At 43.2% G+C, this 21571-nt stretch carries 24 protein-coding genes and 1 tRNA gene; 7 read left to right on the top strand and 18 right to left on the bottom strand.

What is annotated here, in order from left to right:
- Positions 1–86 precede the first annotated feature (86 nt).
- Together FN815_RS09455 and FN815_RS09450 are read right to left on the bottom strand one after the other, a co-directional pair.
- Entirely contained in the window at positions 87–665 is a 579-nt protein-coding gene (locus FN815_RS09455; protein ID WP_185957240.1) for a hypothetical protein, read from the bottom strand.
- 277 nt (positions 666–942) lie between these two features.
- A complete protein-coding gene (locus FN815_RS09450) occupies positions 943–2190 on the bottom strand; it encodes a PorV/PorQ family protein (RefSeq protein WP_142454382.1) in 1248 nt (415 codons plus the stop codon).
- A 233-nt stretch (positions 2191–2423) separates the two neighbouring features.
- On the opposite strand from FN815_RS09450, the gene FN815_RS09445 reads away from it, so the two are divergent.
- Complete coding sequence (locus FN815_RS09445) at positions 2424–2894, top strand: aminoacyl-tRNA deacylase (RefSeq protein ID WP_142454381.1); 471 nt, start codon at positions 2424–2426, stop codon at positions 2892–2894.
- Positions 2895–2962: 68 nt separating this feature from the next.
- Positions 2963–3457, top strand: a complete 495-nt coding sequence (locus FN815_RS09440) for a cupin domain-containing protein (protein ID WP_142454380.1) — start codon at positions 2963–2965, stop codon at positions 3455–3457.
- Between the two features lie 166 nt (positions 3458–3623).
- On the opposite strand, the gene FN815_RS09435 is transcribed toward FN815_RS09440, so the two are convergent.
- On the bottom strand, positions 3624–4037 hold the full coding sequence (locus FN815_RS09435; protein ID WP_142454379.1) for a DUF6567 family protein: 414 nt from the start codon (positions 4035–4037) through the stop codon (positions 3624–3626).
- A gap of 322 nt (positions 4038–4359) precedes the next feature.
- Here FN815_RS09435 and FN815_RS09430 point away from each other — a divergent pair, with 322 nt between their 5' ends.
- On the top strand, positions 4360–4554 hold the full coding sequence (locus tag FN815_RS09430; RefSeq protein ID WP_142454378.1) for a hypothetical protein: 195 nt from the start codon (positions 4360–4362) through the stop codon (positions 4552–4554).
- A 163-nt stretch (positions 4555–4717) separates the two neighbouring features.
- Here the strand turns inward: FN815_RS09430 and FN815_RS09425 are convergent, their stop codons facing one another.
- Positions 4718–5422, bottom strand: coding sequence for a metal-dependent hydrolase (locus FN815_RS09425; RefSeq protein WP_142454377.1), 705 nt, complete (start codon positions 5420–5422; stop codon positions 4718–4720).
- Between the two features lie 274 nt (positions 5423–5696).
- Here FN815_RS09425 and FN815_RS09420 point away from each other — a divergent pair, with 274 nt between their 5' ends.
- The 3 genes from FN815_RS09420 to FN815_RS09410 are packed head-to-tail and all read left to right on the top strand — an operon-like array spanning position 5697 to position 9777.
- Entirely contained in the window at positions 5697–7034 is a 1338-nt protein-coding gene (locus FN815_RS09420) for an amidohydrolase family protein (RefSeq protein WP_142454376.1), read from the top strand.
- Between the two features lie 2 nt (positions 7035–7036).
- Entirely contained in the window at positions 7037–8434 is a 1398-nt protein-coding gene (locus tag FN815_RS09415; RefSeq protein WP_142454375.1) for an amidohydrolase family protein, read from the top strand.
- A 20-nt stretch (positions 8435–8454) separates the two neighbouring features.
- Positions 8455–9777 carry an amidohydrolase family protein gene (locus FN815_RS09410; RefSeq protein ID WP_142454374.1) on the top strand — a complete coding sequence of 441 codons (1323 nt, stop codon included), beginning with the start codon at positions 8455–8457 and terminating at the stop codon, positions 9775–9777.
- Between the two features lie 439 nt (positions 9778–10216).
- Here the strand turns inward: FN815_RS09410 and FN815_RS09405 are convergent, their stop codons facing one another.
- The 9 genes from FN815_RS09405 to FN815_RS09365 form a co-directional block, all read right to left on the bottom strand.
- Positions 10217–10741, bottom strand: a complete 525-nt coding sequence (locus FN815_RS09405) for a PH domain-containing protein (RefSeq protein WP_142454373.1) — start codon at positions 10739–10741, stop codon at positions 10217–10219.
- Between the two features lie 81 nt (positions 10742–10822).
- Positions 10823–11389, bottom strand: a complete 567-nt coding sequence (gene msrB / locus FN815_RS09400; protein WP_142454372.1) for a peptide-methionine (R)-S-oxide reductase MsrB — start codon at positions 11387–11389, stop codon at positions 10823–10825.
- A 387-nt stretch (positions 11390–11776) separates the two neighbouring features.
- Complete coding sequence (locus tag FN815_RS09395) at positions 11777–13351, bottom strand: hypothetical protein (protein ID WP_185957239.1); 1575 nt, start codon at positions 13349–13351, stop codon at positions 11777–11779.
- 186 nt (positions 13352–13537) lie between these two features.
- Positions 13538–14068 carry a peptidylprolyl isomerase gene (locus FN815_RS09390; RefSeq protein ID WP_142454371.1) on the bottom strand — a complete coding sequence of 177 codons (531 nt, stop codon included), beginning with the start codon at positions 14066–14068 and terminating at the stop codon, positions 13538–13540.
- A gap of 5 nt (positions 14069–14073) precedes the next feature.
- A complete protein-coding gene (locus tag FN815_RS09385) occupies positions 14074–14478 on the bottom strand; it encodes an acyloxyacyl hydrolase (protein ID WP_246075220.1) in 405 nt (134 codons plus the stop codon).
- Between the two features lie 234 nt (positions 14479–14712).
- On the bottom strand, positions 14713–15048 hold the full coding sequence (locus FN815_RS09380; protein ID WP_142454370.1) for a hypothetical protein: 336 nt from the start codon (positions 15046–15048) through the stop codon (positions 14713–14715).
- 18 nt (positions 15049–15066) lie between these two features.
- A complete protein-coding gene (locus FN815_RS09375) occupies positions 15067–15300 on the bottom strand; it encodes a cold-shock protein (protein ID WP_142454369.1) in 234 nt (77 codons plus the stop codon).
- 103 nt (positions 15301–15403) lie between these two features.
- Positions 15404–15988: a hypothetical protein gene (locus FN815_RS09370; RefSeq protein ID WP_142454368.1), complete on the bottom strand. Its 585-nt coding sequence runs from the start codon at positions 15986–15988 to the stop codon at positions 15404–15406.
- A gap of 142 nt (positions 15989–16130) precedes the next feature.
- Positions 16131–16212 (bottom strand) — tRNA-Leu (locus FN815_RS09365).
- A 213-nt stretch (positions 16213–16425) separates the two neighbouring features.
- Here FN815_RS09365 and FN815_RS09360 point away from each other — a divergent pair.
- Positions 16426–17910 (top strand): dihydrolipoyl dehydrogenase family protein, encoded by a 1485-nt coding sequence (locus FN815_RS09360; protein WP_142454367.1) that lies wholly within the window; start codon positions 16426–16428, stop codon positions 17908–17910.
- A 9-nt stretch (positions 17911–17919) separates the two neighbouring features.
- On the opposite strand, the gene FN815_RS09355 is transcribed toward FN815_RS09360, so the two are convergent.
- From FN815_RS09355 to FN815_RS09335, 5 genes are all read right to left on the bottom strand, one after another.
- Positions 17920–18135 carry a DUF4926 domain-containing protein gene (locus FN815_RS09355; RefSeq protein ID WP_142454366.1) on the bottom strand — a complete coding sequence of 72 codons (216 nt, stop codon included), beginning with the start codon at positions 18133–18135 and terminating at the stop codon, positions 17920–17922.
- A complete protein-coding gene (locus FN815_RS09350; RefSeq protein ID WP_142454365.1) occupies positions 18132–18470 on the bottom strand; it encodes a DUF6883 domain-containing protein in 339 nt (112 codons plus the stop codon). The genes FN815_RS09355 and FN815_RS09350 overlap by 4 nt, the downstream gene beginning before the upstream one ends.
- 39 nt (positions 18471–18509) lie before the next feature.
- Positions 18510–19226, bottom strand: coding sequence for a ribonuclease H-like domain-containing protein (locus FN815_RS09345; RefSeq protein ID WP_142454364.1), 717 nt, complete (start codon positions 19224–19226; stop codon positions 18510–18512).
- A gap of 150 nt (positions 19227–19376) precedes the next feature.
- Positions 19377–20363, bottom strand: coding sequence for a Gfo/Idh/MocA family protein (locus FN815_RS09340; RefSeq protein WP_142454363.1), 987 nt, complete (start codon positions 20361–20363; stop codon positions 19377–19379).
- A gap of 150 nt (positions 20364–20513) precedes the next feature.
- A complete protein-coding gene (locus FN815_RS09335) occupies positions 20514–21512 on the bottom strand; it encodes an asparaginase (RefSeq protein WP_142454362.1) in 999 nt (332 codons plus the stop codon).
- Between the last annotated feature and the right edge of the window lie 59 nt (positions 21513–21571).

The following is a 21571-nucleotide window of genomic DNA, read 5'->3' as shown; positions in this document are numbered from 1 at the left end:
GTGGAAGCTCTTTTCCAGGTTTAAGAATTTGTTATTGCTGTAGATGCTAAATGATTGAAGGGCGGTTTTATGTTAAAAGAAGAGGCTTAGTCGATTAACGTGGACTGACATTTTTCAACCCATTCGGGATCTAATTTTAGCAAGCGGTTCTTTTTTAGGTTTTGTTTGATAATCCATTTGATGTGCTTACCAGTTAGGTCGAAGAGTGCTTCAAACTGTTTCTTTCCAGCAGTAGGGGACGCTACAATGAAAACACTCCATCCATAAGCCAATGCTTTTCGCAGAGCTATTTCTGGCTCGTTTAATCGGTCATTGTGATCCAGGTTTTCGGTAATCTCTCTGATTATTTTCAGAATGGTTTGATTATGACTTTCATCTACCAAAACTACAGGTTCACAAAAACCGGCAATGACAGCACGTTGTTCATATCCATTGTCATTGACCCAGGAACGAATATGTCTTAGTATCATCCGGATATTCTCTTTCGCAAGAACCTGTATAGCCATAGCTACGGCTTCCCTGATTCGCCAGCTTTTATGGGAAGCATAAGGACGTAAATAATCCAGAGCAGCTATTGGGTTAGCCTTATTGATCTCTGCGTATCCCAAAACTCCACACATCCCAACAACCTCTTCCGGGGAATTGGCAGTGTCTGGTTTTATCATAGCCAGGCATTCTTGGATTAGGACATCATCCGTTTCTTTTGAGGATTTATTGAGTAACTCCAAGTTAGCCCGAGGTCCCGGCAGATTAGAATTTTTGAGAAGATAGTCGATAGTGTACATACGCAGACAACTCCTGAATTTAGAAGCTGAATAGTATGATTATTTCCAATAATGGGGAACTATTTTTATACCAGGAGTCGCAAAATCTGTCGAAGAAAATTCCCCCTCAAATCAGGCTGAAGTGAGGCTTGATGGAGGGGCCATTGAGATTTACATCTCAGTTAAACCAATGCTCAATATCATCAAATGGCACTTTGGCTGTGAATTGGAAGAAGCTAGTTTGGTCGAGTGCATGATAGCGTACATCGGTGTTTATTTTGGAATAATCAATGGAAAGATACTTTAGGTTGATGCCAAATCCATAGGTGTTATATTTGCGATTTCCATTGTGCTCATGCTCCCAGTATCGTCCAAAACGCAGACTTACGTATTCCAATAAAGTGATTTCTAAACCACTATGTCGCCTAAGCTGATCTTTAAGGGGTACACTTACAGTTTCTGATCCTGTATACAGGCTGTATGAATCCCAGGAGTTGAAAAGGGCTTCAATAGGTCCCATAGCTTTACGAGTAGTATCCCCATTTTGTGTTATGTGGGGTTCCGAACGTGCCATAATTTTATCAAGGCTTAAATAGCCACTAACTTGTAATACTTCAAGCCCATACTTCTTTTCCATTACGGCTATATCTAATCCTATACCACCTCTCATTATTATTGGCATGGGATCACCGTTAACATTAGCTGTATATTTAACAGGTCTGCCTATATCGGTGATGGACCAGCCAAATGATGGAGTTAATTGAAAAAAATTATGTTGCATAGGATAATCGGCATATACGCCCAAATCCAGGGATATCCGCGTTGCATCCTTTACTTTATAGCTACTTACGACAGTGCCACTGCCCAAACTGCTTCTAATGAAATTGAGACCCATACCCACCGATACATATGGACTCAAGTGGTAAGCCGCGGATAGTGTATGAGCATTTTCGTAACTTTGAAACGAATCCTTAGGTTCAGGGTTAGTGGGATTTGCATTATAGTGTTTGCCCAGATCGAAATGAGTGTATTGGTATGCAATTGAGTAATTATTAAATCCGACAATAAATTGAGGGCTATAAATGTTCAAGTTTGAACTCCAATATTTAGGTAGCCACTGAGTTCCAAACAAATCACCGTTGCCACTTAGATTTAACTGTGATGTAAATTCTATTTTTCCAGGCTTTCCAAAAGCAGCTGGATTCAAATGGATTCCTGAGCGAGCTCCTCGCATGGCAACATTAGCCCCGGCCATGCCCATACTCCGTGCATCATTATTAATCTGAAGAAACGGAACGGCAGTAATGGCAACCTGGGCCTGACTTTGAGATTGAAAGAAGCACATGATCCCTAAAATCAAACATAAAAGGATGGACTGTTTGCGAAAGGTGAACATGATGCTCTCTTGTTGTTCGGGTATCTTCATGACCTGTAAATAAATGGTTCCTGCTCTGTAATACTTATTAGTAAGTATAATAAAACCTTACAGAAAAAATCCCAATAATATTAATGTATTCTGGAATATTTTTATAGAAATAACTACCTGTTATAAATGAATAGTTCATTAGTTAAAGCCTAAATAAATAGAGCCTGTAGCTGTATAATCGCCTGATTTTAAAGTATATTATATAGTGTCTAACCAATTAATCAGGAGGAATTATGCCACTTAACAGATTAATAGACTACTTAGATCAGCACGACAAAAAATACGTAGTTATCAAGCATTCCAAAGCTTTTACGGCACAGGAAGTAGCTGCTTCCGCTCATATACCGGGCAAGGAAATGGCTAAAACGGTTATCGTTAAAGTGGACGGGGATTTTAAGATGGTAGTATTGCCTTCCACTCATGATGTTGAATTCGAAGCTATAAAAGATGCGTTAAATGCCGAAACCGTAAAGTTGGCTACCGAAGATGAATTCGAATCCATGTTTCCGGATTGCGAAGTAGGAGCTATGCCGCCATTTGGTAATTTATACGATATGGATACCTTGGTATCCGAAGCCTTAGCCGAGGACAAGGAGATTGCTTTTAATGCCGGCACGCATAAAGAATTGGTAAAAATGAGTTATGCGGATTTTGAAGAGCTCGAAAAGCCGAAGGTCTTTCCTTTAGGAGTTAAAACAGCTTAGCTTTTAGAGCAATTTAGAATCAGTTAAACCAATTAAAAATATTTCATTATCTAAACTGTACAAATTGTATGCAGCCAGAGAAATATTTTTTTGATGACGACGGAAACATTCCGAACAACAAGCTTCCGTTACTTCTTTATCGGGATGCTTTGAATAAAGGTGCTTCGGGTCTGATGGATCATTTCAGGCAACACTCATGGTCAAATGCCTGGAAAAATGGGGTGTTCAGTTATCATCACTACCATAGTAATGCTCATGAAGTGTTGGGTGTGTATTCTGGTACTGCCCGCCTTCAACTCGGAGGAGAGAACGGAAAGATAGTAGATGTAGCATTCGGGGACGTCATCATCATCCCCGCAGGTGTGGGCCACAAAAACCTGCAGAGTAGTGCGGATTTCGGAGTAGTAGGTGCTTATCCAAATGGCAGTGGTTACGATTTAAAAACCGGCAAACCAGGTGAGCGTCCACAAGCGGACAAGAATATTGCTGAAGTCCCCATCCCAGAAACCGATCCGGTGGTAGGAAAAAACGGGGGACTGGTGGAGATCTGGAACGAGATCTAGAACAAAGAGGAAGAATACATATTTCCTCTTTGTCTTATAGCTTTCAGTGCTGAAGTTTATAAATGAGAAGATGTTTTTTAGCTGGCTTATCCAAATTGGGTCAGGAAAAAGGCCCGATGTAAGCCAGTTGTGCTCAGTTGGATGACAATAAACCTTGGCTGTTTTTTTACTCAAATTCTATGACATCAGCAGTGATGGTTACTTTGGCTTTGGTATATAGAATAAAATTCGAGGTAGCTCCATCGTACTGAACATTTACCAAGGCCAGTTTTTTGCCTTCAATCGGTTCATGTTCGGCTTCAAAATTGATCCAGAGGTTTTCGCGGGCGTCTTTATACAGTGTTTTGCTGCCTTCTAATGGGATAAGCCCAAATGAATTGGTAGCCATGCCCCAGGAAAAGCTTCCCCCTAATATATAGGCCGATTCTGCACTGCCGGTCACATTTTTGGCCACGATAGTGTAGTTCCCCTCGTTTAATTGTACTTCGGTGCTATTACTGGCAATAAACATTCCTGAATTTGAACAGCCGGTAAATAGCAAGACAAGTAAAAATAATGCACCCAATTGATATGATTTCATCGTAATAAATTTTGAGTTAATGGATTAGACCAACCTTGAATCTTAGCCAAATTTATGTAGTTCTTATGAATTAATGTGATACTTCAATAAAAATAAGCAGCAAAATTTTGATGGTGTTAAGCCCAAATAGTTTAAGTGCAGAGAGGTTGTTAGGTAGTAATAATTAATAGTTGAATGCATATAAATAATATTATTTTTATTATAAAAATATTGATTACTTTTAATTATTGTAATTCAAATATTTATATATGTAATTTTTTTATACAATTCAGTTTAATTATTAAATTGTATTATAAAGAAGTTAAAACCGAATAATATATTTATGCGAGAAAGATCACCGATCAACATAATCTTCTTTTCATTCTTCATCATTCTCTTAGCCTCAGTGATTTTGTTTACAAACCATGCCAGCGTTAAATGGCTTGCCTATGGTGGCATTATTGTTGGTCAGGGGGCATTGGTTTTCAATGAGTTGCAAGAGCATAAAAAATATTTTGGGGATAAAGAGAGGGGGTAAATTCACTCTTCTATTTGCCAACTTATGACTAACATGATGATTGCCAGATGATATCATTTTAGTAAAAAGAAAAGCCACAGACTTTATCAGCCTGTGGCTTTAATATTTTGTAATAGGCGAGAAATTATGTTCCTCAAATGTTATTCCATTATTGTCGGGAACATCATCCTAAAAAGTTAGCGCCTTTTTCAGGGATCACTACATCAGTGTCCGTGATGCCTTCAAGAATCTCTTTAAATTCTTCCGGGTCGCTGTCAATTGGAGGCCAAGTTCCGTAATGGATGGGTACGGCTGTTTCGCAACCAATGAGTTCAACAGCATAAGCTGCTTCTTCAGGTCCCATGGTAAAATGATCACCAATAGGGGCCAGTACCACATGCGGTCGGTACATCTCTCCATATAATTCAAGATCTGCAAAAATGTTAGTGTCACCCATATGGTAAATGCAGATATCATCCTCAAAAGAAAGTACGAGTCCGCCGGGGTCCCCTGCATACTTGCCTTTGAACGAAGAGCTGTGGTTAGCGGAAACCGTTGTCACGGAAAAATCATCAAAATGCACGGTTCCGCCTTTGTTAAAGCCAATGGCCTGGTCTTCAGGTAATCCCTCTTCTTGCAATAAACCTATAAGTTCTACCATTCCGGCTACTTTAGCTCCGGTGTTCTTAGCAATCTCTACGGTATCTCCAACGTGGTCCTCATGGCCGTGGGTGAGCAGAATATAATCTGCTTTGCTTACTTCCTTAAATTCATCGGGAGTTGAAGGATTATTTTTTAGGAAAGGATCAATGTAAATAATCTTTCCGCTTTGACTCTCCAGCTTAAAAGCCGAATGTCCCAACCAATGTGCTTTGACTTGTGTATTCATGAATCTCCGTTTTTTAAGTTTTAGCCTTTATCTAATTAATTCAATCTACTTAAGTAAATGGAAATCGTCTAAAAATGATTCACGGTTTTTAGGATTATATCAAATAAAAAATCACGACTACGCGAGAATCTTCTGAAGACTATAGAATGATGTTATAAAAGTACAGTTGATACTAATGCATGCATTATTTACAAAATTTAGATCAGCCCGCCTTTATTAATAGCGAATTAATGCGCTTATTTCGGGCCTGCAAATACTAATCATATGAGATGCTATGAAAAAACAGATACTATGGTTAGCGCTGTTGTTTTTAGGGGTGAGCTTTGAAGCCGCTGTGGCTCAGACTACTCCCGCGCACGCGCTCACAAACATTACTATTCACCATGCCGATGGCTCGATTGACGAATCTGCTACCCTGGTGTGGCGAGATGGCGTTATTGAAGCTGCCGGTTCCAACGTTAACATTCCATTTGATGCCTTTGAGATTGACGGCGGCGACAGCCTGCATGTATATCCGGGCTTCATCGATGGTTTCTCAGTTTGGGGAAGTCCTGATTTGCCCACCGATTTAAAACCCGTAGACGATCCCGGCAATCCCCCTTACGATCGAGCCGGCATTCAACCCGACCGAAGACCTTCTGTGGTTCTACAAAGCGATAAGAATTTTGAAACAGGAATGAAGGCCGGTTTCACAACGGCCGCTTTGGTTCCCAAAGGATATATGTTACCCGGACAAGTGGAGGTTTTCTATTTGTCCGATGATTTGGAATCTGTTGAGTTGCTGCATGAGCAGCTGGCTCAGTCCGGTTCTTTTGAGGAAGCCCCCGGCGGATGGACACGTGGTGTATATCCATCAACGCTGATGGGAGTGATGGCGAAATTCCGCCAGTTGATGTTTGATGCCGAAGCGCTGCAACAGCACATCAAGTATTATTCTCAAAATCCCGAGATGCCGGCACCCGATCGCGATCCCGTGATTGAATCCCTTTTTCCGTTGCTCAATAAAGAAGTACCGCTTTATTTTGAAGTGGATCAAAAAGAGCACATTGAACGCTTGCTTAAGCTTAAGGATGAATTTGGCTTTGATGTGGTGATAGTGTCTGGTAAAGAGGCATACGCCAAAGCAGATGAGCTTAAAGATCGCAACATCCCCGTGCTGGCCAGTATCGATTTTACGGACATGCCGGATTGGTATAAGAAGCAAAAAGAAGCCGAAGACTCCGATGAGGAAGCTGAGGAAGAAGAAGTTTCCGAAGAAGAACAAGCCTATCGTGATAAACAGATGGAAGCCTGGAAGGCAGAAGTCACGAACATCCGCAAACTCATGGACGCTGGTGTTTCGGTAGGATATGCTTCCGCAGGACTGGAACTAAAAGATTTAGCCGACAAGCTGGAGATCCTGTTGAATGAAGGCAGCGTATCAGAAGAAGAGGCCGTGCAGCTAATGACACAAAATACCGCTGAAATCCTTGGACTGGGTGATCGACTTGGAAGCCTGGAAAAAGGAAAAAATGCCAGTTTCTCGGTTTTCAGTAAGCCGTTTTCAGAAGAAAAGGCGAAGGTGCTGCACAGCATCTCAAACGGCACTATTCACGAATTTAACGGAGAGTAAGCATGAAGAAATTGACATTATTTTTATTGATTGTCGCGTTTGGGTGGACTGCCCAAGCTCAGGAAAAGGGCTCAGTGCTCATCCAGAACGCCACCGTTATTACCATTACGGATGGTGATTTGGAAGATACGGACGTATTGATCCGGGACGGTATCATTGAACGTATTGGGAAAGACCTTAACGCTCCTCGTGGCGTGGAAACCATTGATGCTTCAGGCAAATATGTGATGCCGGGTATTATTGATGCGCATTCGCATTTGAACGGCGTGGATATCAACGAGCCTCGCAATCCGGTCACAGCCGAAGTAACAATGGAAGAATCGGTTGACCCTAACGAAGTGGGAATTTATCATTCTTTGGCCGGAGGGGTTACCTCCATCCACCTGATGCACGGTTCTGCCAACGTAATCGGCGGTCAGGGTGAGACCCTGAAGTTGCGCTATGGTGCCGATCAGGAAGGCCTGAAGTTTGAGGATGCTCCACGAACGATTAAGTTTGCACTGGGTGAAAATCCAACTCGTGTCCATGGCCAGGGGAATAGTATCCAGCCCCGAACCCGCATGGGCGTGGAACAGATTATCCGAAATCACTTTGACGAAGCACTGGATTACAAAAGAAAGCGCGAAGCTTACCTTGAAGCCAAACAAGGTTTTGACCGCAATGGACGGGGAACACCTCCGGTACCCGTAGCCAAAAACCTACGGTACGAAATATTGAATGACATCATCGAAGGAGAAATCCTGGTTCACTGTCACTCGTACCGTGCCGATGAAATCCTGATGCTGGTGCGCGTTTTCAATGATTATGGGATTGAAAATTACACCTTCCAACATGCGAATGAAGCATTTAAAGTAGCCCCGGAATTGGCTAAACATGGCGCTCATACTTCGGTTTTCTCTGACTGGTGGGCCTATAAGTTTGAAGTGTATTATTCTACTGCATACAACGCATCTATTTTAAATGCCAATGGAGTGATTAACTCTATTAACAGTGATAACGATCAGCTCCAGCGTACCTTGAATCATGAAGCGGCCAAGGTAGTACGTTATGGAAATACCTCGGTTAATGATGCGCTCAAGATGATTACTTTGCATCCCGCTATCCAGTTAGGTATTGATGACCGGGTAGGCAGCATCGAAGAAGGTAAAGACGGGGACGTGGCCATTTGGAGTGGACATCCTTTTGACATTTACAGTAAAGCCGAGATGACTTTTGTGGATGGCAAAAAGTACTTCGATCTGGCGAATGATGCCGATGACATGCGCATCCACATTGAACCGGGCACCAAGTTTGAAGATGGTTCGCACATGCGCGAAATCGTATCGCGAAGAGAAGCCGATGCCTGCCTGCAGGATGCCTTCATCTTATTTGGCGAGCAATCAGCCCAGCAACATAATTAATCTAAACAGGAGACAGAATCATGAAAAAACTCAATATTTTTATTGTTGTAGCTGCGCTGCTGTTTGGATTACATGCGGCCGCCCAGGCACAAATCACAGAGAAGCCCGGCTTTGGTAAATATGCCATTACGGGCGCAACCATCCATACCGTTACAAACGGTACCATTGAAAGCGGAATTATTCTTATCGATGGAAATGAGATTTCCTTTGTTGGGAAAAACGCAAAAATCACGGACGATTATGCGCGAATTGATGCATCCGGCAAGCACGTTTATCCCGGCTTTATCGATGGGTGGACCGCCCTTGGGCTGGTAGAAGTTTCTGCTGTAGCAGTAACGGTGGATAACCAGGAACTGGGAGATTTTAACCCCCACATGTATGCCTTTACGGCTTTCAACCCGCATAGCGCTTCGGTGCCTGTAACCCGGGTGAGTGGAGTTACCACTGTGCTTTCCGCTCCGTCTTCTGGCATCATTGCCGGTAAAGCGGCCGTAATGGATTTATGGGGATATTCTCCGGATTCCATGGCCGTTGCAAAAAGCGGTGCGTTGGTGATGGAGCTTCCGTCTTCAACCGGTGGTGGCTGGTGGGATGACCGCAGCGAGGAAGAGATCAAAAAAGAGTATGAGCAGGAGATTAAGGAAATCAATGATTTCTTTGAGAAAGCCCGCTTTTATGACCGAATGGTTTCTGCCTATGAGGGTAATCCTTCAGGAAAAACTAAACCGGACCACGATCCCCGAATGGAAGCCATGCGGGAAGTATTATCTGGCGAAGTACCAGTGGTGATTGAAGTAGGTCGCGAACAGGAAATTCTTGAAGCTATCAAATGGACAGAGAGTCAGGAAGGACTGAATGTTATCTTTGCCGGTGTGGAAGAAGGATGGCGTGTGGCAGAAGAAATCGCCGAGGCTGGAATCCCGGTGCTTACTACCACCTTGTATACGCCAAGCCGCGATTACGACAACTACCAGCGTCCCTACCAAAACCCCGGACTGATGGCGGAAGCAGGAGTGAAGGTGGCTATTGTTTCAGATGATACTGAGAATTCCCGCAACGCCCCATTTGAAGCCGGTTATGCTGCTGCTTATGGATTGGGTAAAGAGGAAGCTATCAAAGCACTCACCATCAACCCTGCAGAGATATTTGGGGTGGATGATAAGCTAGGTTCTCTGGAAGCCGGCAAGCAGGCCAACCTGTTTATTTCTGATGGAGATCCTTTACAGCCTATGACCAATATTGAACAGGTATTTATTAAAGGATATAAAATTCCTATGGATAGTCGCCATATTCAACTTTATGAAGAATTTTTAGACCGCGACGCCGTTTCAACAGAAGAGTAGTAAAGACCAATTGATTGGTTGGTTTGATAGGAACCCGTCAGGTATCATTATCTGACGGGTTTTTTTATGAGGCAAAGCTCGGGTTTTAAAATTCCGAAAAAAAATAATTGCGTAGATCATGGGTCATTCAGAAGCTACCGCTGAAGAATCTTAGCCACAAAATGATTCCCAACCTGCCATTGGCAACACCGCTTTAGCCACTGGTAATATTGCTCAAAAAATAGGTTGAAAAGGCTCCGCGAAATGCAACGTCCATCGTCCCGAGCAATTCGGGATGGATGACCGAGATTGTGGAAAGAGTTCGGGACTTTTAGCCTTCAACCAAACCCATGCACTTTCAGGGCAGGGTGGATTATTACGCACACCCTTAATTCCCTCCCAAAAGGGGAATTTTACTCCACAGTTCTTTCGCAATTAGAGCTTTTTCTGAAAATCAGTGCTAATTAATCTTGGCTTCAATGCGCTGCAGGGAATCCCTGATATCCTTTAGCAATTCCGCAGTGGACTCAGTGTCCGAATTAGATGAAGAAACATTGTCAGTTACTTTATCACGCTGATCCAGCACCATTTGTCGAAACTCTGATGCAGATTGTATACCTATGAGGGAGAGGTCTGAACCTGTTTGGGTGTTGCCACCGGCCGTTTCCACTTTAAGGATACTCAATCCAAAATATTTCAGTACTGGCCCTTCTTTGAATGTCAGATCCTGAATTTTATCCAGTGGAATAGTGCGCTCAGTATGAAAGATATATCCTTTTTTGAAGCGTAAGGCGCGAGTGGTAAGCTCACATTCCAGCCGTTCAAAGTATCGCTTAAAATAAAATGAGGCGAAAATTAGCCAAAGGGGGAGTAGGAAAATTCCCACCACGGTAATCACACAAACCAGAATCCCAATGGTATTCAGGTAGGTTTTGATTTTGGGATTAAATTCCGCCTCATACAGAATGGTAGCTTTTTGCGACATGACAATATGCATTTTAGATTAATACCGTGAGTGGTACACGTCAGATAATCCAAATGGTTGCCGCAAAAAACAACTGTTATTTTAGTTTTGTTGGTTTGATGAGATTTCCTCTTCGCTGATAAAGTCCATAGCAGCAGAATTCATGCAGTAGCGAAGTCCGGTAGGGCGGGGACCATCGTCAAACACATGACCTAAATGGCTCCCACAATTGGAGCACACAATCTCCGTTCGCGTCATAAACCAGCTGTTATCTTCACGTTCGCCCACCAATGAATCTGCAATAGGACGCCAAAAACTTGGCCAGCCAGTGCCGCTGTCATACTTATGCTCTGAGCTATATAGTTTCTGTCCACAAGCAGCACACACATAAATGCCGTCTTTATCGAATCCGTCAAATTCATTTACATAGGGAAGTTCCGTGCCCCGGTCCCTGAGAATCCGGTATTCTTTAGAGGTTAAAATTTCTTTCCACTCAGCTTCTGTTTTTTGTACGGGATATTCACCTTCAGGCGTAGTATCTCGTTCAGCAGTGAATGTGGTTGCGGATGTATGGGTATGTCGTTCAGAAGACTTTGAATGACCTGGATAAAGAAAAAAGAGAGAAAGCAGTAGTGTGACTATTAAACCGGTAACAAAGGAATATTTCATAGCAGTAGTGTTGGTTCATTTTGAATAGCGTTCAAATAACACTACGAAAACCAATAAAGTTTGGATGGGGCAGGATATAAACTAAAGAATTTCGCCCGACCACAGAAAGGGGAATTAGGATGAACTTGTACGTGAAATAATGCAGGATACATCGCGAGAATCCAGAAGAAAGTGGTCTGGCGATCGTTTATGGTACTACGCTGGTAAGCCAGAACAAAAAGGCTTGCCAGTATTCAATCGTCGGACGAGCTGTAGTTGTCAGACGATAGACGAAGAACTGGATAGAGCACCTCAAAATAAAAACCTTCAGAAATCAAGAATTCCCCAAACAGATATCAACAAACCTAAATGATATATGTTCAGGGAAATTCTCACCTTAACAATTCATCAGTTCCAGTCAATGTCCCAGCTTTGAAATTCGTTTCTAAAGCGTTTCATTTCTTTCTGTTTGAACAAGCGAATACCTGCTGTAAAGCCAACCCAGAAACGGTAATCTCGTCCTTTCCACTTGGGCGACCATAGGCTGTACCAGCTGTAGTCAGAAGCGCCATCAACCCGGCTTACCAGCATGTTAAAGGTAGGGCCGCCATAAATTGAAAATCCACTGCTAAAACGCTTACCGATATGATATTTATAAGAATAAAGCAGATTTAGCTTGTCAGACCATTCATCCTCAAAATGATGTAGAACGGAGAACTCCTGGTTTACATACATGGATTTATCATTCCAATTCTCAAAAGCATCCTGAATGTTCTTCTCAAGCCCAACGGCCATCCCCACACGATATACATCCCTGTCTAAGGATGTGTTGTACCCAAGGATAGCTGCATTGTACACCCGATAAGTTCCTAATGTGATACCAATATCGGTGAATCCGCCATCAGAGTAGCGTACGTCCATATTTTTACGACCATTGCCATACAAGCTGATGAGGCCAATGGGAACACCTTCAAACTCTTTGGCAATGTTGATCACTCCAATTTGTAAACCTTTTGCAGTCTGTGAAGCATTTAAGAAACCGGCAAACTGAAGCCCCTCCATGTTTTGAGCAATGTTGGCACCGCCTGAAATCATCAAGCCTTCCATTTGTCGGGCAACGTTAAGTCCGCCGGCTACCAGAAAGCCACTGGCATCTTCAAGTGCGATGTTAGCACCGCCGGTTACTAAAAGTCCTTCAATATTTTTTAATGCGATATTTGCACCACCGGAAGCAATCAGTCCTGAAACATCGGCCCCTGCAAAGTTGATGGCTCCTGCAGCCTGCAGGCCTTCCACATCATCACGAGCAATGTTTGCAACCCCTGCGGCCTGAACACCTGATATATCGCCACCGGCAAAGTTTAGAATACCAGCGGCCTGCAGACCTTCTACATCATTGCGGGCAAGGTTTGTAATACCAGCGCCTTGCAATCCGGAAATACTACCGTCAGTTGCATTTATGAGCCCACCGAATTGCAAGCCTTCCAGATCGCCACCGGCTACGTTCGCCAGTCCGGCAAACTGTAAACCGCTGGAGCCTTCTGCCGCCGAATTAAGCAATCCGGCAAATTGAATACCTTCCAGTTCGGCACCGGAAACGTTACCAAGGCCCGCTACCTGAATGCCTGACATGGAGTAGTTTGAAAAGTTACCAATTCCGGCAATGTTTACTCCCTGCATGTCGCCGCCGCTTATATTGGCGAGCCCGGCAAGCTGTCCGCCATGGGTGTAATATTTGTTATAGTTGATAAGTCCTCCCAGTTCTCCGCCATCCAGTCCTCCGTGATAGCCACCTAAGATATTAATAGAGTAGCGTGCGGTGTAATCAACAGCTTCCAGGCCGTTAGTGCTTAAAGGAGGGAAAAGAGTTACACGCCATTTTCGATATTCCAGCTCTATTTCTTCTCCCGAGTGTTGCCCCATAACTTGTAAGGGGATCATCATACTACATAATGCGACCAGCAAAAGTATCTTTTTCTTCATTTCTGTTTTGCCTTAAGATTCAAAAATTTGTTTCGGAAAAGCCGTACGAAAATGTTCTGTAAAAGTTTAGGGAGAAGTTATGATCAGGCTGCAAATTCTCAAAAGGAGCTGACATAAATGAGAAGGGCATAAAGAAAACTATCCCGGTTTTATAGTAAACCGGGATAGCTTATAAAAAAGAATGGATTAAACTAAGGGATCTTTCAGGTCTTCAAACTTGTCGTCGAGAGTTGAATTCCACATCTGGACCTCGTCAATTGATTCCAGGAGTTCTTTTACATCGCCCTCGAGTTCTACCTTTTCAATGGTATCACCTTGTTCAATAGCATCAACGATTTCCTGGTCTTCATCATCAACCACTTCACCAAATACGCTGTGGCGTCCATCCAACCACGGGGTGGCAACATGAGTAATAAAGAATTGGCTTCCATTTGTATCTGGCCCTGCATTCGCCATCGACAATTTACCGGGTTCGTCATGAATCAGCTCGTCCTGGAACTCATCGTCAATGTAGTAACCCGGTCCGCCGCGTCCGTCACCGTTGGGACATCCACCCTGTATCATAAAATCATTAATCACACGGTGAAATTTAATGTCATCATAGAATCCGCGAGAGGCCAGGTTTACAAAATTTGCAACCGTTTTAGGCACACGGTCGGCAAAAAGCTTGAGGTTGATGGTGCCTTTGTTGGTATGTAAAGCAGCTTGTATATCCATAAAATTTATTGGGTTGAAATTGATAGAAATAAAAAGTTCGAGTCTAAGCCAGGGTTATGTTTACCTGTTTCGGCATTGGAAATATGATGGAATTTATATCCCAAAGAAAATTCAAAGATAGAACCCACCTTGATGTCTGTACCAACGGTGATATCAAAGGTGAAATTTAACTTTCTGGATAGATCTGTGGGAAACTCGCTTTCCATATATATAAGTCCTCCGCTGATTTGCGCAAAGGGGACTACGGTATCCAATTCATCTTCTTTCCACATAAAACCAACAGGGGATACACCAAAACCATTTCTGGAGACTCTTCGGTCGTTTTCATCTCTTTTGGGATAATCAAAATGTACGTAAGGAATGAGGTCGGTGGTATAATATACATTGCCCTCTCCATGGAATTTTTTCAATTGATGCCTGTATCCGATGGCAAAAATGCCTGTCTGGGAATTCCCTGTTTTTCCTAAAAACTTTACTGAATTGAACGAATAACCGCCCCAGAGGGAGTAATAATGGTGAGCCGGGGATTTCTGGGCGAATCCGTTTTTTGGGAATACCACAAAGATCAGGCACCCTAGCACGAGCAGAGGGTAAGAAAAAGAACTGAAGAACTTCTCAAATATCTTCAACAAAAGGGTGACCGTTTAGGAGGCAGCTTGCGATTTTTTACTGACCTTTGGGCGATTATAAAAGGATAAAATCCAGATTATTGCCCAGGGGGCAGCCAGATAATAGTAACCTGATGCAATCAATATTGCAACGATCAACCCGTAAATACCATGATAAACGTAAGCGGGAGCACTGGTTTTGTTAGCTTTTTGCTTTAGAGCTGGCATGAATTGTGCCAGAATTTTGGTTAGAAGCATCAGAGCTGAATAGACCCAAAGTACAACATACAAGATATCGCCTCCCATAAAGGCTAATACCATAATTATAATTAGTACGATAAAATCCAGGGCAGCATCTTTTAGCCAGCTCATATATTTAATTAGTGTATGTTATTCCGCTTGATCTTCAACAGGGTTTAAAGATACCACTTCTTTTGCATGTAATCCTTTTTCACCTTCATCTAATATGAATTCTACTTCTTCGCCACGGCGCAGTTTTTTAAACCCATCGGCCTGAATTTCGGAGTAGTGGACAAAAGCATCTTCCCCGGTATTTGTACTAATAAACCCATAACCTTTGGTGTTATGAAACCACTTCACCGTACCCTTTTGCTTAACTGACATATATTCCCGAATTAATTTGATTGTTTTACTTTTAAAGAGTCACCTCTTTATGTGGCTAAAATAATTTTTGAAGCCAATACAGTCAATAGCCCGAGTGATTATGTCAACGTATACTCATTTCTTCAACCCAGATACCAAATCCGTTTTCATTTTGTCGGGGCGTTATTTCGGTATCGGTAGTAAAGTTAAACTCACCCGAGGTGTCAATATCAACCAGCATGCCGCTTATGGATATGACGTGTCCATTTCTGATCTCTTTAATTTGATCTTTGATTTTTGAGGAGGAAGGAATCAGGTGCCATAAATCACTTTCACGGTGGATAGTTGAAACTTCCAAAGGGGGGCGGGTAAGTTCAACCTCGTAGCTACGATCTTGAAGTGAAAAATAGATGAACTCAAGATTCCGTTCGTCAGAAAGCTCATTCCAGCCCACAAGCACGTCCATAGGCGAAAATTCAGTGAAGTCATCAAAATAATAGGGCTCCTTTTTGATAACCCGCACTTTGGCGGCAATCTTTTTTTTCGGGGTGAGGGTGGCGCCTTTAAATTCAAAGGGTTTTTCCCATCGGGCTGATTCTATTTTGGGTGCCTCTTTAGCTACTTTGCCAGGGCCATGTGAAACCGGGTAATTTATGTAAACCAAATATCCGGCAATAACCATTATGCAGAGAACGATGTATTTGAGCATATGCAGTCCTTCTTTTACATCAAGAGTACTATCATCCCCATGATGTTACATAATTATTATAAATTTTTAATAATCAAATTTTTTGGGTTTGAAGATAAGCCTAAAATAAAAAAGCTCTGCAATAGTTTGCAGAGCTTTTAAGTACCAAAGGAGGGACTCGAACCCTCACTCCCGAAGGAACGCGATTTTGAGTCGCGCGCGTCTACCAATTCCGCCACTTTGGCAAAAGTGAAGGCTCCTAAGATAAGACTACCTGAGGGTAAATCACAAAGGCTAATTCAGAAATTCTATTGTATTTGTCTTCTTTATGCTGATTGGGGAATAGTCCCAAACCATTGAAAGTTTAGGCTTTTTAGAGCTGCAGGAATGATAGTTCTGTGTTATTTGCTAAAGCAGGAAATCAGTATACTCCCTCATCACTCCAAAAAAATATTGATATGAGTTCCTATGAGTTTGACATGATTGTAATCGGCGGTGGATCTGCTGGACTGACAGCCGCGGGCATTGCTGCAAATTTTGGGGCTAAAACCATGATGGTGGAGGCAGACCGGCTTGGTGGAGATTGTACCTGGACGGGCTGTATCCCTTCCAAAACCCTGCTTAAAGCTTCTAAAGTTGCACGCCAGATTAAAGATGCCGGTAAATACGGTTTGGTTGATAATGAACCAGAAATAAACTTCAAAAAAGTAATGAAACACGTGGATGAGGTCAAGAAGGAGGTTTACGAAGATGCCGACCGGCCGGAGATTTTCGAGGATATGGGGATTGATGTAGTCCATGGCAAAGCTGCTTTTTTGGATCCGCATACCATTGAGATTCAAACCAAAGAAGGGAAGCGGAGAGCGGTAAGCTCAAAGAAATTCATCATTGCAACGGGGGCAAAATCTTTTGTGCCTGAGATTCCGGGTTTAGATAGCGTCGATTATTTAACGAATGAAAGTCTGTTTGAGATTGAGAACCTTCCTGAAAAGTTGCTCATTATTGGGGGGGGACCTATTGGCACGGAAATGTCGCAGGCTTTTGTGAACCTGGGATCAGAAGTTACGGTGATTGATATGGCTTCGAGGATTCTTTCTAAAGATGATCCTGAGCTTGTAGACATTTTGCAGCAAAAATTGAAGGAGCAGGGAGTGAAGTATGCCCTTGATGCATCAGTAGAAAAAGTTGAGCAGGATGGAAAAAACATCCAGGTTCATATCAAAAAAGAAGGAGAACATTTTGTTTTGGAAGGAGATGCCTTGCTGGTGGCTACCGGCAGAAAGGCGAATACGGCCGTGTTAAATCTCGAGGCGGCCGGAGTTGCTACCCAAAACGGTCAGGTAATTGTAAATGATAGTTGCCGGACTAACCAAAAACACATTTATGCGGCCGGAGATGTAACCGGACGATATCAGTTTACCCATATGAGTGAGCACATGGCCAAGATTGCTGCCACCAAAGCAATCCTGAAATTCATTCCTATGAAGATTGAAGATGATATGCTTTCCTGGGTGACCTACACCGAGCCTGAGCTGGCACATGTGGGCAAGACAGAGCAGCAATTAAAAGAGGCCGGGGAAAAGTTTGAGGTATACCGTTTTCCTTATTCCAAAATTGACCGGGCGGTGACTGAGGGAGAAACTACCGGACTGGTTAAGATTTTTGCGAAGAAATTATCGGGTAAAATACTGGGAGCTTCAGTGGTGGGCGCTCATGCCGGGGAATTCATCTCGGAATATGCCGTGGCCATAAAAAACGGGGTATCCATGCGTGGCATTGCGGATACCATACATCCCTATCCAAGCTGGGGATTGGGAGCTCGCCGTGCGGCTGACCAATGGTACATAAAAAACCAAAGTGAGTGGTCGGTAAAGCTGATCAAAACACTGTTCGGCTATCGGGGAGAGGTGCCGGATTTCAGTGATCCGGATCGGGTGGTTTGATAAAGTATTTCAGGCTTGCTTAAGCTCGAAATGAAGTTTTATGAGTTCTTTTTCATGAAGAGGAATTAGCGTTGGATCATCTTTCTTTTTTAGATGAAACTCTACTTCCACAAATCCATCTGCCAATATTTCTATTACAGTACCTACCTGTCCATCTAATAAATGATGCTTTGGGAATGCCTTTTTAGTGGCAACAACATCTAATATGTTCAGGGAAGATTTCATGGTTTTTGTTTTAGATAGCAGGTTGTCAGAATAGGATTTTCTTCTTCATTCTTAATAATCCATGCTGTTCTTAGAATATGTGAATAAATTTCATTTAATGAAATGTCAACGAAGTATCTCTTTCCAAACCGATCCTTATTTCTAAGTACGGCTTCGTGCATAGAAACCCCTTCAAGAATTAGTTTCTTTAGTTCTTTATAATCCTTCTTTTCAAAATTCAATATTGATTGAAAAAGAATAGCTTTGTGTTTCCCTGTACGGTGATCAAAATCTAAACAATAATTTCTAAGCTTTTCATCCGGTATGATCGCGTTTTGATAGTTTGGTAGTAACATGTATGACCAGATTTCGAACTTTATCGATTTTAGTCAAGTCTACTTCGGTGGACCAGCCTGAATCTCTTCCAATTTCTTCATGGCACGGTCTCTCAAGTTCTCAAACTGATCTTCGGGAATGTGTCCCGCGGTGTACTCGTGGTATAGCCAAACGATGTAGGTGGCCATTACGTCCTCGTAACAATAGTGCTCAATCAGGTCCAGCTCATCCCGCTGATACATGGCATACACTTCATTACCTTCACCGGTTTGTTTAAAAGGGATGCCAATGAGCTGTCCCAGGTGCTTGAGTTTAGGCCACGAGCTGGCCCCGTAATTGCTGAATTCATCCACCAGGTCCACATTGTGCCGGCTGTAGCGGTAGCGGATGTCATAGTCGTGCATACGAACCGGCATTTGCAGTCCGTGCTTCATGGCGCGGTAGGTGAGTACGGGGATATCAAAGCCTTTGCCATTGTGGTGGATCAACCCAAAGTCTTTGTAAGTCCCGATGGCATCAAAAATCTTCAACAAACCCTGCTTTTCATCTTTACCACTCCAGGCTACTTTTTGCTTGGGCCCCCCGGTATTTTCAATCCATAAACCCACCCAGGAAACCATTCGATGGTACATGGGAGGAAGGAAGCCTGAGGAATTCCTGGCCAGCTCTTCACTGGCCTTTTCAAGTAAAAGATCTTCTTCTGATTCCTGGTCATTCAGTACCCGGCGAATAAACTCGATGTCAGGAATGGTTTCTAAATCAAAAATGAAAAACATGGTTGGGAGGTGTTAGGTTTTAGGTGCAAGGTACAAGTTTTAGGACAAGGATTCCTTGAAGCTTGCTCCTAAAACCTTGTGACTGTTTCAATTTTCTAACGGATCATTACTGCTGAAAACGGTCCTTTATATTGTTTTTGAGCAGAACATTTAGCTTTCCAAAATCCTATCCATGAGCAGGTTGGCCCGGGCGCCGCTTTTGCCGGTACTGGCACAATCACCTTTTCCTCTTAATGCATTCACCACAGTTTGGATAAGCGGCTGTTGTACATGTGGAGGATAAGGCAGTTGGAATTCTTTTTTACCGGAAGCGTTCTTCAAGATCACCGGGTTCTCATCATTAAAGGTGCTGAAGGTAATGGAACCCTCACGCCCGATAATGATGATCTCATCTTTTTGCTCTTCCGGCTGCACTGTGAAATTCCACAAGCCATTGCCAGTTGCCCCATTCTGGAACTTGAAACAGGCAGAAATTACATCATTGGCTTCATACCAACCCATTTGGTTGGTGGCATGACCGGAGACTTCTTTGATTTCCCCCAATAAAAATTCAACCAAATCCAGCTGATGGGAGGCCAGGTCATGGAAATATCCTCCTCCTGAAATCTCCGGTTTAGTACGCCAGTTATTATGTTGATCCGGAGATTTGAAGTCATCGGGTTTGGGAGCTTGCAACAGATTGATTTGCAGAGAATTTACTTTGCCAATCGCTTCTTCACCCAGCAACTCCTTTACCTTCAAAAAATAGGGGAGTGCCCGCCGGTAATAAGCCACAAAAAGAGGAACTCCGGCTTCATCGCAGGCTTCGATCATCTCATTACATTCTGCGTAATTGAGGGCCATAGGTTTTTCCACATACACCGGCTTGCCAGCTGCTGCAGCTTGTTTGGTGTACTGAGCATGCGAGTTGGGCGGCGTGGCGATATAAATGGCATTCACATCAGGATCATGTATGAGCTCGCCCGCATCAGCATACCATTTGGGCACCTTATGACGCTTGGCATAGTCCTCGGCTTTTGTGGCATTGCGACGCATCACGGCTACTAATTCAGAATGCTCAATCTTGCTGAAGGCCGGGCCGCTTTTTACTTCCGTGACATCCCCGCAACCTATAATACCCCATTTCACTTTGTCCATTTTCTGCAATTTGTTCTTTGGATTGATTAAAGGGAAGATACTTAAAAAAGCTTGGGGTATAGAAATCAAAAAATGAAAGGTGCAAGGTGCAAGTTATTTATATCCAGTGAACTACTTGAACCTTGCAGCTAACACCTTGAACCTTAAAACCTATTTCTCCGTCAATTCCCCGACCAGTGATTGCTGGAAATATTTCTCAATTTCGGTTTTGTTCCCATAATGTGCTAATAAAAACATGAGTTTGGTTAGGGCAGCTTCCAGGGTCATGTCATTCCCGCTGATGGCCCCGTGATCAAGGGCAGCGCGCCCGGCGGTATACTGGCTTAAATCCACAGAATCATAATCAGCTTGGGATACTACGGCTACGACAACTCCGGCATCCAGGCACCGGTCCAGAAAGGGCAACAGGCTGTTTGGGCCCTTGATACAAAAATTGCCGCTGCCAAATGCCCTGATGATAACAGCCCGGAGTCTTTCAAGTGGTAAGCTTTCAAGTAAGGCAGGATTTAGGTTAGGGTGGACCGTGAGGACAAACACTTCATCCGAGTAATCTGCGAGATTCTTCAATTCACCAGCGCCAAAGCTTTCCAGTACTTTTTCCTTAATCTTGATGCCAATATCGGCCAGTGGGCTGAAATTGGGTGAACCAAAAGCGTCAAAATCACCAATGCTCATTTTGGTAGAACGGTTGCCCCGATAGAGGGCATCGTTAAAACAGATTCCCACTTCTTGAAAGTTCATGGTCGCCAATTCAATGGCATTAACCAGGTTGCGGCGGGCATCGCTTCGTATGGAACTCATGGGCAACTGGCTGCCGGTGAAGATAACGGGTTTGGCCAGGTTTCTAAGCCCAAAGCTCAGGGCTGAGGCGGAGTAAGCCATAGTATCGGTGCCGTGCAGAATTACGAAGCCCTGGTACTGTTCATAGTGTTCCTGGATACAGTTTGCCAGCTTTTTCCAGTGGGATGCATTCAAATCAGAACTATCCTCAAAAAAAAGGGGAATGGTAGTGAGTTCAGCGATCTCGGATAACTCGGGTATTTCTTTGTATAAAACCTTTGACCATGATTCGGGATCCAGCTCTACGCCGGCTCCTTTGGCATTCATCGCTATGGTTCCGCCGGTTTGTATCAGCAGTATTTTTTTCATGTTGATTTATTCGTGCGTCCGTTTATTTTTATTCTTCACATATCATTCAAAGAGAATGA

It is taken from the genome of Gracilimonas mengyeensis, from assembly GCF_900182705.1.
Taxonomy (GTDB): Bacteria; Bacteroidota; Rhodothermia; order Balneolales; family Balneolaceae; genus Gracilimonas; species Gracilimonas mengyeensis.
The sequence above is the reverse complement of the archived record's forward strand: the minus strand, read 5'-3'. Positions and strand labels throughout refer to the sequence as shown.

Coding starts and splice junctions, on each gene's coding strand:
- FN815_RS09455 (WP_185957240.1), bottom strand. CDS start 665: ATGATAAAACCAGACACTGCCAATTCCCCGGAAGAGGTTGTTGGGATG.
- FN815_RS09450 (WP_142454382.1), bottom strand. CDS start 2,190: ATGAAGATACCCGAACAACAAGAGAGCATCATGTTCACCTTTCGCAAA.
- FN815_RS09445 (WP_142454381.1), top strand. CDS start 2,424: ATGCCACTTAACAGATTAATAGACTACTTAGATCAGCACGACAAAAAA.
- FN815_RS09440 (WP_142454380.1), top strand. CDS start 2,963: ATGCAGCCAGAGAAATATTTTTTTGATGACGACGGAAACATTCCGAAC.
- FN815_RS09435 (WP_142454379.1), bottom strand. CDS start 4,037: ATGAAATCATATCAATTGGGTGCATTATTTTTACTTGTCTTGCTATTT.
- FN815_RS09430 (WP_142454378.1), top strand. CDS start 4,360: ATGCGAGAAAGATCACCGATCAACATAATCTTCTTTTCATTCTTCATC.
- FN815_RS09425 (WP_142454377.1), bottom strand. CDS start 5,422: ATGAATACACAAGTCAAAGCACATTGGTTGGGACATTCGGCTTTTAAG.
- FN815_RS09420 (WP_142454376.1), top strand. CDS start 5,697: ATGAAAAAACAGATACTATGGTTAGCGCTGTTGTTTTTAGGGGTGAGC.
- FN815_RS09415 (WP_142454375.1), top strand. CDS start 7,037: ATGAAGAAATTGACATTATTTTTATTGATTGTCGCGTTTGGGTGGACT.
- FN815_RS09410 (WP_142454374.1), top strand. CDS start 8,455: ATGAAAAAACTCAATATTTTTATTGTTGTAGCTGCGCTGCTGTTTGGA.
- FN815_RS09405 (WP_142454373.1), bottom strand. CDS start 10,741: ATGTCGCAAAAAGCTACCATTCTGTATGAGGCGGAATTTAATCCCAAA.
- msrB (WP_142454372.1), bottom strand. CDS start 11,389: ATGAAATATTCCTTTGTTACCGGTTTAATAGTCACACTACTGCTTTCT.
- FN815_RS09395 (WP_185957239.1), bottom strand. CDS start 13,351: ATGAAGAAAAAGATACTTTTGCTGGTCGCATTATGTAGTATGATGATC.
- FN815_RS09390 (WP_142454371.1), bottom strand. CDS start 14,068: ATGGATATACAAGCTGCTTTACATACCAACAAAGGCACCATCAACCTC.
- FN815_RS09380 (WP_142454370.1), bottom strand. CDS start 15,048: ATGAGCTGGCTAAAAGATGCTGCCCTGGATTTTATCGTACTAATTATA.
- FN815_RS09375 (WP_142454369.1), bottom strand. CDS start 15,300: ATGTCAGTTAAGCAAAAGGGTACGGTGAAGTGGTTTCATAACACCAAA.
- FN815_RS09370 (WP_142454368.1), bottom strand. CDS start 15,988: ATGCTCAAATACATCGTTCTCTGCATAATGGTTATTGCCGGATATTTG.
- FN815_RS09360 (WP_142454367.1), top strand. CDS start 16,426: ATGAGTTCCTATGAGTTTGACATGATTGTAATCGGCGGTGGATCTGCT.
- FN815_RS09355 (WP_142454366.1), bottom strand. CDS start 18,135: ATGAAATCTTCCCTGAACATATTAGATGTTGTTGCCACTAAAAAGGCA.
- FN815_RS09350 (WP_142454365.1), bottom strand. CDS start 18,470: ATGTTACTACCAAACTATCAAAACGCGATCATACCGGATGAAAAGCTT.
- FN815_RS09345 (WP_142454364.1), bottom strand. CDS start 19,226: ATGTTTTTCATTTTTGATTTAGAAACCATTCCTGACATCGAGTTTATT.
- FN815_RS09340 (WP_142454363.1), bottom strand. CDS start 20,363: ATGGACAAAGTGAAATGGGGTATTATAGGTTGCGGGGATGTCACGGAA.
- FN815_RS09335 (WP_142454362.1), bottom strand. CDS start 21,512: ATGAAAAAAATACTGCTGATACAAACCGGCGGAACCATAGCGATGAAT.